General features: G+C 46.0%; 8 protein-coding genes and 1 tRNA gene. 3 read left to right on the top strand and 6 right to left on the bottom strand.

Annotated features, from left to right (window positions below; genetic code table 11):
- The first annotated feature begins 268 nt into the window (after positions 1-268).
- Together DWY57_RS15995 and DWY57_RS16000 are read left to right on the top strand one after the other, a co-directional pair.
- On the top strand, positions 269-1,270 hold the full coding sequence (locus DWY57_RS15995; protein ID WP_005831570.1) for a beta-ketoacyl-ACP synthase III: 1,002 nt from the start codon (positions 269-271) through the stop codon (positions 1,268-1,270).
- A 141-nt stretch (positions 1,271-1,411) separates the two neighbouring features.
- Positions 1,412-2,914 carry a glutamine synthetase family protein gene (locus DWY57_RS16000; RefSeq protein WP_005832480.1) on the top strand — a complete coding sequence of 501 codons (1,503 nt, stop codon included), beginning with the start codon at positions 1,412-1,414 and terminating at the stop codon, positions 2,912-2,914.
- A 61-nt stretch (positions 2,915-2,975) separates the two neighbouring features.
- Here DWY57_RS16000 and DWY57_RS16005 read toward each other — a convergent pair whose 3' ends face one another.
- From DWY57_RS16005 to rho, 6 genes are all read right to left on the bottom strand, one after another.
- Positions 2,976-4,670 (bottom strand): DUF4080 domain-containing protein, encoded by a 1,695-nt coding sequence (locus DWY57_RS16005; RefSeq protein ID WP_119962063.1) that lies wholly within the window; start codon positions 4,668-4,670, stop codon positions 2,976-2,978.
- A gap of 460 nt (positions 4,671-5,130) precedes the next feature.
- Positions 5,131-5,204: transfer RNA gene (locus tag DWY57_RS16010), tRNA-His, on the bottom strand.
- A 90-nt stretch (positions 5,205-5,294) separates the two neighbouring features.
- Positions 5,295-6,440: a CapA family protein gene (locus DWY57_RS16015; RefSeq protein ID WP_119962064.1), complete on the bottom strand. Its 1,146-nt coding sequence runs from the start codon at positions 6,438-6,440 to the stop codon at positions 5,295-5,297.
- A gap of 7 nt (positions 6,441-6,447) precedes the next feature.
- Positions 6,448-7,329 (bottom strand): bifunctional methylenetetrahydrofolate dehydrogenase/methenyltetrahydrofolate cyclohydrolase FolD, encoded by an 882-nt coding sequence (gene folD, locus DWY57_RS16020; RefSeq protein WP_009038180.1) that lies wholly within the window; start codon positions 7,327-7,329, stop codon positions 6,448-6,450.
- Positions 7,330-7,340: 11 nt separating this feature from the next.
- Positions 7,341-8,663: a signal recognition particle protein gene (gene ffh, locus DWY57_RS16025; RefSeq protein ID WP_117965352.1), complete on the bottom strand. Its 1,323-nt coding sequence runs from the start codon at positions 8,661-8,663 to the stop codon at positions 7,341-7,343.
- Between the two features lie 289 nt (positions 8,664-8,952).
- On the bottom strand, positions 8,953-11,016 hold the full coding sequence (gene rho / locus DWY57_RS16030; RefSeq protein WP_119962065.1) for a transcription termination factor Rho: 2,064 nt from the start codon (positions 11,014-11,016) through the stop codon (positions 8,953-8,955).
- 292 nt (positions 11,017-11,308) lie between these two features.
- On the opposite strand from rho, the gene DWY57_RS16035 reads away from it, so the two are divergent.
- Positions 11,309-12,142, top strand: coding sequence for a 4Fe-4S binding protein (locus tag DWY57_RS16035; protein WP_057089127.1), 834 nt, complete (start codon positions 11,309-11,311; stop codon positions 12,140-12,142).
- Positions 12,143-12,144: the final 2 nt, after the last annotated feature.

Genomic DNA, 12,144 nt, shown 5'->3' on the forward strand with positions numbered 1-12,144 from the left:
TTTTTGATTAGTTACTTGCTCTTTAAATACCCGATACATTTTATTATGCAAATTTAGTCTGTATTGCTCAAACTCATTGATACAAAATTGACAAAAGAATGATAGAAAAAGGACAGTTGATTTTTTTTGTATATCCATGTGATAGTTTGTCGGGAGTGTCTTTTTGTTCTTCCTTTATTGGATTTTACCCTCTTTTCAGTATATTTGCGCTCGGCGTTTTAAGAATATTATCTTTGAGCCGATTCCAATACTAAACTAGATAGAATTAATGGAGAAAATAAATGCAGTAATTACGGGAGTGGGAGGGTATGTTCCTGACTATATTCTGACCAATGAAGAAATATCCAAAATGGTAGATACGACAGATGAGTGGATAATGGGGCGTATCGGTATAAAGGAAAGACGTATCTTGCACGAAGAAGGATTGGGGACTTCGTTTATGGCCCGTAAAGCTGTAAAACAATTAATGCAACGTACAAAATCTAATCCTGATGATATTGATTTGGTGATTGTGGCCACTACAACGGCCGATTATCATTTTCCTTCAACAGCATCCATATTATGTGAGAGAGTAAAGCTTAAGAATGCTTTTGCTTTTGATATGCAGGCTGTTTGTAGTGGCTTTTTGTATGCATTGGAAACTGGAGCCAATTTTATCCGTTCGGGAAAATACAAGAAGGTCATTGTAGTAGGGGCTGATAAAATGTCGTCGGTGATTGATTATACCGATCGTGCCACTTGTCCGATTTTTGGTGACGGTGCTGCCGCTTTCATGCTGGAACCCACCCGGGAAGATATGGGAGTAATGGATGCCGTATTGAGAACAGACGGGAAAGGTCTGCCCTTTTTACATATCAAAGCAGGAGGTTCCGTATGTGCTCCATCTTACTATACACTGGACAATCGGATGCATTATATTTATCAGGAAGGACGTACAGTCTTTAAATATGCTGTGGCCAATATGGCGGATGCTTGTGAGGCGGTCATGGAGAGGAATCACTTGACGAAGGAGGACATTGACTGGGTGATTCCCCATCAGGCAAACATGCGTATAATTACTGCAGTTTCGCAACGCTTGGGAGTATCTCCCGAAAAGGTAATGGTCAATATAGAACGGTATGGAAATACAAGTGCCGGCACGCTTCCGTTGTGTGTATGGGATTTCGAGGATAAGCTTAAAAAGGGGGATAAACTGATTTTTACAGCATTCGGAGCAGGATTTGCCTGGGGAGCTATTTACGTGAAGTGGGGATACGACGGAAAAGGTTGAGGCTCACTGATAAGATTTAGGTTGTTTGTTTTTTTTCTGATACAACTTTTAGTATCTTTGCGAAACAGCAGTTTTTTATTGTGACAGAAAATTGCATGTGTTTTGTTAACCATATAGAAAACTAAAAACAATCAGCGTATTATGAACCAGGAATTATCCATGAGCCCCAATCTATTGGTGGCTGCCCTTCAAAAACCGGCTTCCGAATTTACGAAAGCAGACATTGTTTCCTATATAAAGGAGAACGACATTCGTATGGTGAACTTCATGTATCCTGCGGCAGACGGGAGACTGAAGACACTGAACTTTGTCATCAATAATGAAGCATACCTTGATGCCATACTTACATGTGGTGAACGCGTAGATGGTTCCAGCTTGTTTCCGTTTATAGAGGCCGGTAGCAGTGATTTGTATGTAGTGCCGCGTTTCCGGACCGCTTTTATAGACCCTTTTTCTGAATTGCCCACACTGTCAATGCTCTGTTCTTATTTCAATAAGGATGGTGAACCGCTGGAAAGTTCTCCGGAATATACCCTGCGTAAGGCATGTCAGGCATTCACTACGGTTACGGGGATGGAATTTCAGGCTATGGGAGAATTGGAATATTATGTCATTTCTGAAAATGACGGATTGTTCCCGGCTACCGACCAGCGTGGTTATCACGAATCGGCCCCTTATGCCAAGTTCAATGATTTCCGTACGGAATGTATGTCATATATTGCGCAGGCAGGCGGACAGATAAAGTATGGGCATTCTGAAGTCGGTAATTTTACGCTGGACGATAAGATTTATGAGCAGAATGAAATAGAATTCCTGCCGGTGCGTGCCGAGGAGGCTGCTGACCAACTGGTGATAGCAAAATGGGTTATTCGTAATCTGGCTAGCCAGTATGGATATAACATTACTTTTGCACCGAAAATCACGGCAGGAAAAGCCGGTTCCGGATTACATATACATATGCGTATCATGAAGGACGGGCAGAACCAGATGCTGAAAGATGGGGCACTTTCTGAAACAGCCCGTAAGGCCATTGCGGGCATGATGAAGCTGGCTTCTTCCATTACAGCTTTCGGTAATACAAATCCTACTTCCTATTTTCGTCTGGTTCCTCATCAGGAAGCACCGACCAACATTTGCTGGGGCGACCGCAACCGTTCGGTATTGGTACGCGTTCCGTTGGGCTGGTCGGCAAAAACGGATATGTGCATGTTGGCAAATCCGTTGGAGACCCCAAGTCATTATGATACTACACAGAAACAGACGGTGGAAATGCGTTCGCCTGACGGTTCGGCCGATTTGTATCAATTGATTGCCGGACTTGCTGTAGCTTGCCGTTATGGATTTGAGATAGACGATGCTTTAGGAATTGCAGAAAAAACATATGTCAATGTAAATATCCACAAGAAAGAAAATGAAGATAAGTTGAAACAACTGGAACAGCTTCCTGACAGTTGTGCCGCTTCTGCCGATTGTTTGGAAAGACAGCGTGCTGTCTTTGAGCAATATCATGTGTTCAGTCCTGCAATGGTTGATGGGGTTATTTCCAAACTGCGTTCTTACGAGGATAGAACCTTGCGTGCAGAGATACAGGACAGTCCGGAGGAGATGCTGAAACTGGTCGAGAAGTATTTCCACTGCGGATAGGAGAAGAAATGAGGGCATAACTCGCCGCAGGTTACACAGATTGCTATAGAATTTCTGATAATCAAGAACTTTTATCTGTGTTAATCTGCGGTGATTGTGTATTTTGATACCTCTCCATTATTCCTTTGGCTTTGAATACTGGTTCTGCTTTTTGTATTTCCGATTCGAAGCCGAACCAATAACCATTTTGGGTATTGTCGTCAATGGGTAGAAAACATAAGCGGAGGCTTTCTTTGTAGTTTCCATAGATGACTTCCCAATATTCCGGTGGCATCTGGCGCTTGGTCTTGACTTTCTCTGCTGGTTTTTTCTTTAATGACATGCCTGCCTCTATCCAGGCAATGGTGACCATGATTTTATAGGCCGGATAATGCATACTGCAGAATTCATAGAGTACGAGGCCTCGCTTTTCCAGGCTCATGGGCTGGTCTATAAGATTTTTATCGATTAAAAATTCCAGAAAGCGACGTAGGAAGTCGTTGTCATCCAGAATCAGCTTGCGGGTGATGGCTTGCCAAGCAGTTGTGTTATAGAATCCATCCAGAAGACGTGACAGTTGCCGGGCTGTTTGAAGCTCGTTGACACTGATTTCATTTGTTTGAAGCACTTCATAAGGGGGGAGAGGAGAATATCGGATGCCTAGTTCTTCCGCTCTTCTTCTCATTTCTGTGCCGGGAAGTAACTTCAGGGATTCAAGCTGTATCTCGCCGGCATTGTATCCGGCAAGTGTACGCACATCTTCAAATATTTCGGATAGGCGGTATAGAGGCAAGCCGGCAATGAGGTCGGCGTGTGTTTCCATATTGGGTAGGGAACATAGGAAACGAAGACCTTGCAGTGAGTCCTCCAGGCTTCCCATCCGACGGCTTTTCTGGAGGACCGGTTCGCGCAGGCTTTGAATACCGGCCTCGAGATGGAGCAATCCTTTAGGTAGCTTTTTCAATTCATTTTTCAGCTCTTCGGATAATAGTGCAGGGTGTATTTCTAAGTGAAAGCATATGTCCGGGTTGAATTCCAGGAAAAGTTGCAGTAATTCTTTAGCACGGCGCGGATTATAATTAAAGGTCCGGTCGAGGACGCGTACGTTTTTTATTCCATGACTGTGGATAATTTGAAGGCGTTCACGGATACTTTCAATGGACAGTGTGCGCACCGGTTTTTCTTCACCGCTGACGCAGAATGCGCATGTATTGAAACACCCTCGGGTAGTCTCCAGTTGTACGAATGGTTTGCTCCAGTTGAAGAAACTGCTGTTTTCCGGCGGTACGAGTCGGGAAAAGTTGAGTACACGGGCTATGCCGTTGTCTATATATTGCTTTTGAGGATTCATATAGCAAAGCCCCGGAATGCTGTCCCATTTTTCCGGCTGGTTCCAGCAAGACAGCCATTGGGGGAATGCTTCTTCTCCCTCTCCCCTGAATACACAGTCGATGAAAGGGTTTTTATGCAGAAAGTCTTCATTGTTTCCTAAGAATTCAGGTCCGCCCAAGATGAAGCAGCTATTGGGAAGCAATGCTTTTAATCTCGCCGTGATGTGCAACAGTTGTTCGTGGTTGAACAACCATGTCGTTGCGGCAATGATGTCGGGTTGGTGCCGGTATATTTCGTCGACAATCATTCCTACGTTTTCATTGATGGTGGCAGATACGATTTCCCATTTTACGGAATTGTTCTTTGCTATTTGTGCGTGCAGTGCAGGGAGTGCCAACGAAGAGTGTGCATACGAGCTATTGAGGTCTATCCAAAGAATTTTCATGTTTAATTGAGTTTCATCTTTGCAAAGATAACTGATTTTGCTTTTCGTATAAACAAAAAGGGTTATATTTGCATGACGGAAATCGAAAATAGTAGAGTGTTGGTATAGAATGTTTTTTGAAAGATGAAATATTTCTTTTGTATTCTTATTTCTATAAGGTGATAACGGGTTATCTTATCACTGGCTTGATAAAGTAAGGAAGGAAGTGCTATTAAGTGTGATTGATACAGAATGCAAAATATCGGAATAAGTTTCCAGCTATTTTGAACATTTTGAGAAAGTAAACTCTTTTGTACAAGAACTGGTTTAGGTAATTGATTCCTTCCTATGATGTAGGGATACTCTGTGAGGAGTATCCCTACAATTTTTTACATTGATTCCACGTTGCCTCCCTTTGGGGGGAATTGTTTGGACAATAACAAAAAAGAGGAATATTCTTTCGAATTTCCTCTTCTTTGCGGGTGGCAGATGGGACTCGAACCCACGACATTCAGAACCACAATCTGACGCTCTAACCAACTGAACTACAGCCACCATGTTAGTGCATTTCTTAAATGCGGTGCAAAGATAGGGATAATCTTTAATATTGCAAAGAATGAGACGAAATTTTTTGAGATTTCTGCATTATTTTTTCTTCTCGTAGATATCTATATTGTGTTGCTGGAGCAGCTTTCGAGAGCTTTTGATGAAGATTTCCAGGTGTTTACGAGCTTCCAGAGTTAAATGTTCTGTAGGAAAACTGGCAGGATAAAGAATGTAATTTTTTTCTTTAGTAAGTTCCGGCCGGCCGGTCCAGACCAGATTATATCCACAATAGGAAACACGACAGTATGGAAAAGGCAGAGGATTGGAGTCTGGTAGGGGCGTCTGATTCTGACCGCTGTAAGAGGGACGGATGGGTTGGGGGAGAGGATGTTTCTCCAACTGCAAAGTGAAGATAAGGCCGCCGTCAGTGTTGGCCTTGCTCATATTGGAAATGAAGTTTCCCAAGGAATAGACTATGATGTGCTGTTCGGTACCGTTGGTACGTAGTTCCATCGGTTGAATGACGTGAGGGTGTGAACCGATAATATGTGTTACACCTTGTTGGAGCAACCAGTTGGCCAGCTCGCGTTGCTCACGATTGGGAAGGGACTGGTATTCCTCTCCCCAATGCATGCAGGCAATAATGGCATCTGGTTGGCGTGCCTTGGCACTTTGGATATCTTGCAGGATGGTATTCTTATCAATATAGTTTACGATATTGGGAGAGGTAGCCTTGATACCATTGGTGCCGTAAGTATAGTTGAGCAGAGCAATGCGAAAGCCGTTTCTGTTGATGAACAGAGGATAGCGTTGCCTGCGCTCCGACAGATTCTTGTAGGTGCCTGCGTAACGAATACCGGAGGAGTCGAGCAATTGTATGGTACGCTCCATCCCCTTTTTCCCACGGTCCAGACAGTGGTTGTTGGCTGTCAGTAAAATATCGAATCCGGCGTCCTTTATGGCTTGAAGATATTCATCGGGGGCGCTGAACATAGGATAGCCCCGATAGGGCTTGCCCCCCAATGTGACTTCCAGATTTCCTATGGCGAGGTCTGCCTGGGATATTTGCTCTTTTATGAGGGAGAAGCAGGAGGAGTAGTCATATTTTCCTTCAGATACATGTGCTGCGTCTATTTGTGCCTGGTGCTGCATCAGGTCACCGACAAATAATAGCGTAATCCTTTCCTGGGAGGAAAGGGTTACGCTATACAGTAAGACAGTCATGAAGACGACGAGCGTTTTCATTACGTTGTTATTGGTAGATTGCTTTCTTGCCGGCAAGCAATGTATTCTTCATAAGGGAAACGATGGTCATCGGACCTACGCCTCCCGGTACGGGGGTAATGAATGAACATTTAGGAGCTACTTCATCGAATTTCACATCACCGGTCAACTTGAACCCGGATTTCTTGGAGGCATCGGGCACACGGGTAGTACCTACATCAATAACGACAGCACCTTCCTTGACCATTTCCGCCTTAACAAAGTTCGGTTGTCCCAACGCAGCAATGATGATGTCCGCTTCCTGGCATTCCTTTACCAGGTCTTTGCTGCGGCTGTGGCATACGGTTACTGTGGCGTCGCCGGGATAAGCTTTCTGCATCATCAGGGCAGCCATGGGTTTGCCGACAATGTTACTGCGTCCCAATACCACGCATTTCTTGCCTGAAGTTTCTATCTGATAGCGCTTCAGCAGTTCAAGGATACCGTTGGGGGTAGCGGATACATAGCAGGGAAGACCAATGGACATCCGTCCCACATTGATGGGATGGAAACCGTCCACATCCTTACGGTAGTCGATGGTTTCAATCACCTTTTGCTCAGAGATATGTTTGGGCAAGGGAAGCTGTACAATGAAACCGTCCACATCTGCATCCTCGTTCAATTCGCGTACTTTGGCAAGCAGTTCCTCTTCGGTAACGTCTGCCTCGTAACGGATAAGGGAGGACTTGAATCCGCAAACTTCGCATGCTTTTACTTTGGCGGCAACGTAGGTTTCGCTACCTCCATCGTGTCCTACAAGAATGGCGGCCAGATGCGGGCGTTTACCCCCACGAGCCACTATCTCGGCTACTTCTGCTGCAATCTCTTGCTTTACTTGCTCTGAAATTGCTTTTCCATCAATCAGTGTCATAGGCTATTATCTTATCTTTTTAATTTCGGCATCATCTTGCCCATCTTGCTGCCAGTGACCATCTTCATCATCTTGCGGGTCTGGTCAAACTGTTTCAGCAGGCGGTTTACTTCCTGAATATTCGTACCGCTACCTTTGGCAATGCGCTGGCGGCGTGAACCGTTCAGAATGGCCGGATTACTGCGTTCTTCCGGAGTCATGGAGTAAATAATGGCTTCAATGCTCTTGAAGGCATTGTCGTCAATGTCTATATCCTTGATGGCTTTGCCTACGCCCGGTATCATGGAGGCAAGTTCCTTCAAGTTACCCATTTTCTTGATTTGTGCAATCTGGCTCAGGAAGTCGTTGAAGTCGAACTGGTTCTTGGCAATCTTCTTTTGCAGGCGTTTGGCTTCTTCCTCGTCATATTGTTCCTGTGCACGTTCCACCAAAGATACGATGTCACCCATACCGAGGATACGGTCGGCCATACGTGAGGGATGGAATTGGTCTATGGCATCCAGCTTTTCACCGGTACCTACAAACTTGATGGGCTTGTTTACCACCGAACGGATAGAAAGGGCGGCACCACCGCGGGTATCACCATCCAGTTTGGTCAATACTACACCATTGAAGTCGAGCCGTTCGTTGAATTCCTTAGCGGTGTTCACTGCATCCTGACCGGTCATTGAATCCACTACGAACAGAATTTCGTCCGGATTGATGGCCTTCTTGATGGCGGCAATCTCGTTCATCATCTCCTCATCCACTGCCAAACGACCGGCTGTATCGACAATTACAAGGTCGTAGCCTTTGGCTTTGGCTTCTTGGATGGCATTTTGGGCAATGGCTACCGGATTCTTGCTGTCCGGTTCCGAGTACATAGGTACGCCAATCTGTTCAGCCAGTACGCGTAACTGCTCGATGGCAGCAGGACGGTATACGTCACAAGCCACCAATAACGGCTTTTTGTTCTTCTTGCTCTTCAGCATGCGGGCCAGCTTTCCGGAGAAAGTTGTCTTACCGGAGCCTTGCAAACCGGACATTAGGATAATGGCAGGCTTGGAGTCGAGGTTTATTTCAGAAGTCTCGCCGCCCATGAGCTGGGTCAGTTCATCGTGCACGATTTTTACCATCAGCTGGCTGGGCTTAACGGCTGTCAGCACGTTTTGTCCCAAGGCTTTTTCCTTAACAGTATCGGTGAAGTTTTTGGCTACCTTATAGTTCACATCGGCATCCAAAAGTGCCTTACGTACGTCTTTCAGGGTTTCCGCAACATTGATTTCGGTGATTTTGCCCTCACCTTTCAAAATTTTAAACGACCTTTCAAGTCTCTCGCTTAAATTATCGAACATAGTATCTAATTACAATTACTAAATTACAAATTACTCTTATTGAGGCGCAAAAGTACAAAAAATCCCTTTAACTGCCTTCTTTTGAAGCAGAATATTATTGAAGACTTGCAGTGGATGGGCGAAAAGAATGGAAGTGCCGGTCAGGGCACTGATAATTATCTATATTATTCTGTTTTTTGAGGGCTTTTTACTTATTTTCTATGTATGAAAAAACGGATATAAAAAAGCTTCCACCTACGTTTATGGACGTAAATGGAAGCTTTTGTACAATATCTGTATGCAGTTATTGTTAACTGTTCATGCTCATCAGGAATTCGTCGTTGTCTTTGGTCTTCTCCAGACGGTCTTTTACGAAGTCCATGGCTTCTATCGGATTCATGTCGGCAAGGTACTTGCGGAGAATCCACATGCGGTCCAGTGTCTGCTTGTCTTGCAGCAGGTCGTCGCGGCGGGTGCTGGAGGCAACGATGTTGACAGCCGGGAAGATACGCTTGTTGGACAAGTTGCGGTCGAGCTGCAACTCCATATTACCCGTACCCTTGAATTCTTCGAAGATAACCTCGTCCATCTTCGAGCCGGTGTCAATCAAGGCAGTGGCAAGGATGGTCAGTGAACCACCGCCCTCGATGTTACGTGCTGCACCGAAGAAGCGTTTGGGCTTATGCAATGCGTTGGCATCCACACCACCGGAAAGCACTTTGCCGGAAGCCGGGGATACGGTGTTGTAGGCACGTGCCAGACGGGTGATGGAGTCGAGGAAGATGACAACATCGTGTCCGCATTCCACCATGCGTTTTGCTTTTTCAAGGACGATGCCGGCAATCTTCACGTGGCGTTCTGCCGGTTCGTCGAAGGTAGAGGCGATTACTTCCGCATTGACGGTGCGAGCCATGTCGGTAACTTCCTCCGGGCGTTCGTCGATGAGCAGCATAATCATGTAGACTTCCGGATGATTGGCGGCAATGGCGTTGGCAATGTCTTTCATCAAGATGGTCTTACCGGTTTTGGGCTGTGCTACAATCAAGGCACGCTGACCTTTGCCGATGGGAGCAAACAAGTCTACGACACGGGCCGACATAGAGTCGGAGTATCCGCCTTTGCAAAGCTTGAACTTCTCGTCCGGGAAGAGGGGGGTGAGGTGCTCGAACGGTACGCGGTCGCGTACGAAAGCCGGGTCACGTCCGTTTATTTTGGATACTTTTACCAGCGGGAAGTACTTTTCGCCTTCTTTCGGGGGACGGATTACGCCTTCTACCACATCACCGGTTTTCAGGCCGAACAATTTGATTTGTGATTGTGATACGTAAATATCGTCCGGTGAGGACAAATAGTTGTAATCGGAGGAACGGAGGAAGCCGTAGCCATCCTGCATGATTTCCAGTACACCGGTTCCGGTGAGGATGTCGTCGAATTCGTACGCTTTCTCGCGTTCTATTACGGGTTTGCGTTCCGGAGCGGCGGGATAGTTCTCTCCGTTGTTATACGGTTGTGCAGGGCGCTGCTGTACGGGGCGCTGCTGGTTATAGCCACCGGTACGGTTATTATTGTTGTTATTATTATATGGGTTGTTGTTGTCACGGGGACGGAGGCGTGGGCGTTGTGGCTGTTGCGGTTGCAGTTCGGCAGGGGCAACGGCAGGAGTGGGAGTTGCGGGAGTTTCTGCTTTGGTCGCTTCGAATTTACCGATAAGTTCGGAAGGCAACTCTATCTTTTCTGTGGGGAGGTCTTCAATGGGGATGAAGTCATCTGCCGCCTCGGCCAGAATAGGGCTTTCGTCCGGTACGATATTCTTCACGGCTTTTTTAGCTTCCACTTTTTTAGCTTCCGCTTGAGGTTCTGTTTTCGGAGCTTTAGCCTCGAAGTTCAGTTCTGGTTCGGCAACCTTCGGGGTTTCTGTTGCTTGGGGTGCGGCAGCCTCTTCCTTTACCTTGCGGGGGCGTCCCGGTTTGCGTTTGGGGGGGGCGGCTTCTTTGGCTGGCGCCGGCGTTGCAGCTTCTATGGTCGGTTCTTGGGGTGCTTCCACAGTTTTGGGTTGTTCTTTCGCAGCCGGTACTTCCTCTGTTTTGGCTTTGGTGAGGTCTCCGTTTTTATTGGCTGAGAACACTTTGTCGGCACCTTCCTTTTTTACGGTCTTTACAGTGACGCGCGAGCGTTTTTGCTTTTCCCCTTTACGCTCTTCCTTCAGCTTGTCGGCGGCAACTTTCTTGGTAGCGCCTGCGATAGCTTGTTCGTCAAGTATCTTGTAAACAAGTTCTTCTTTTTTGAGTGAGTCTGTTTTTTTTATGCCCAGTTCTTGGGCAATAGTTTGTAGTTCCGACAAATTTTTGTCGTTCAGTTGAATGATGTTATACATACAGTATATATGTGAATGGTTTAAAATTTACTTTTATTGAAAGGCATAAGTGCACAGTTGCAGTTGTTGTAGGAAGCAACTTGGGCAAGTTTACCTTGTGATATATGATTTATATGGGATATTTATTATTGAACCGGAAATCTGATAAACAATTCTCGCCACAGCAAGAAGTCGCAGAATGTTTCAACGGTGCAAAGGTAATAAATATTTTTGGTTTCATAAACAAATCATCTTTTTTTTAAATTTAAAACTTTATCTTTGCTGTATTAACAACAACATGAAGGATTGGTTTATGAATATAGATGAAGTGCAGTTGATAACTTTTTCACCTACTTGTACCTCTAAACAAGTGGGAGAGGCAATTGTTCACGGAACGGGAATTTCGTCTGTCTCCAAAGTGGACCTCACCTTGGAGGCGGCGGGTAAAAGGGAGGTGCCTTCTCATGCTTTGGCGGTCATCACGGTGCCCGTATATGGCGGTCATGTGGCTCCTTTGGCATTGGAGAGAATGAAGAAGCTTCATGCTGACGGTGCACCTGCCGTGGTTGTGGTGGTTTACGGCAACCGGGCCTATGAGAAGGCTTTGGTGGAATTGGATGCTTTTGTCACGAAGTTGGGCTTCAAGGTAATTGCAGGCGCCACGTTTGTAGGCGAGCATTCTTATAGCAGTGAGAAATATCCGGTGGCGGCCGGACGTCCGGATGCGGACGACTTGGAGTATGCAAAGCTTTTTGGTGAAAAGATACGTGCTAAAATAGCAGCGGCCGAAGATATGGAGAAACTGTATGGGGTGGATGTGACCCGTATCCAGCGTCCGCGCCAGCCTTTCTTCCCGTTACTCCGCTTTTTGCGCAGAGTCGTCAAGTTGCGTAAGAGTGGGGTGCCTATGCCCCGCACTCCGCAAGTAGATGCGGAACGTTGTACGCATTGCGGATATTGCGTGAAGCATTGTCCTGCAGGAGCCATTATAAAAGGAGACGAGTGTAATACGGTTGCAGAGAAATGCATCAAATGTTGTGCTTGTGTGAAAGGCTGTCCGCAGAAGGCGCGCACGTATGACACGCCGTTTGCCGTATTGCTTTCCGATTGCTTCAAGAAACAGAAGGAGGACAGAATCATTCTGTGATG

Source organism: Bacteroides sp. AF25-5LB, from assembly GCF_003602965.1.
GTDB classification, from domain to species: Bacteria; Bacteroidota; Bacteroidia; order Bacteroidales; family Bacteroidaceae; genus Bacteroides; species Bacteroides uniformis.

Bases quoted from the DNA above. Each gene is read 5' to 3' on its own strand.
- DWY57_RS15995 (WP_005831570.1), top strand. From the start codon at position 269: ATGGAGAAAATAAATGCAGTAATTACGGGAGTGGGAGGGTATGTTCCT.
- DWY57_RS16000 (WP_005832480.1), top strand. From the start codon at position 1,412: ATGAACCAGGAATTATCCATGAGCCCCAATCTATTGGTGGCTGCCCTT.
- DWY57_RS16005 (WP_119962063.1), bottom strand. From the start codon at position 4,670: ATGAAAATTCTTTGGATAGACCTCAATAGCTCGTATGCACACTCTTCG.
- DWY57_RS16015 (WP_119962064.1), bottom strand. From the start codon at position 6,440: ATGAAAACGCTCGTCGTCTTCATGACTGTCTTACTGTATAGCGTAACC.
- folD (WP_009038180.1), bottom strand. From the start codon at position 7,329: ATGACACTGATTGATGGAAAAGCAATTTCAGAGCAAGTAAAGCAAGAG.
- ffh (WP_117965352.1), bottom strand. From the start codon at position 8,663: ATGTTCGATAATTTAAGCGAGAGACTTGAAAGGTCGTTTAAAATTTTG.
- rho (WP_119962065.1), bottom strand. From the start codon at position 11,016: ATGTATAACATCATTCAACTGAACGACAAAAATTTGTCGGAACTACAA.
- DWY57_RS16035 (WP_057089127.1), top strand. From the start codon at position 11,309: ATGAATATAGATGAAGTGCAGTTGATAACTTTTTCACCTACTTGTACC.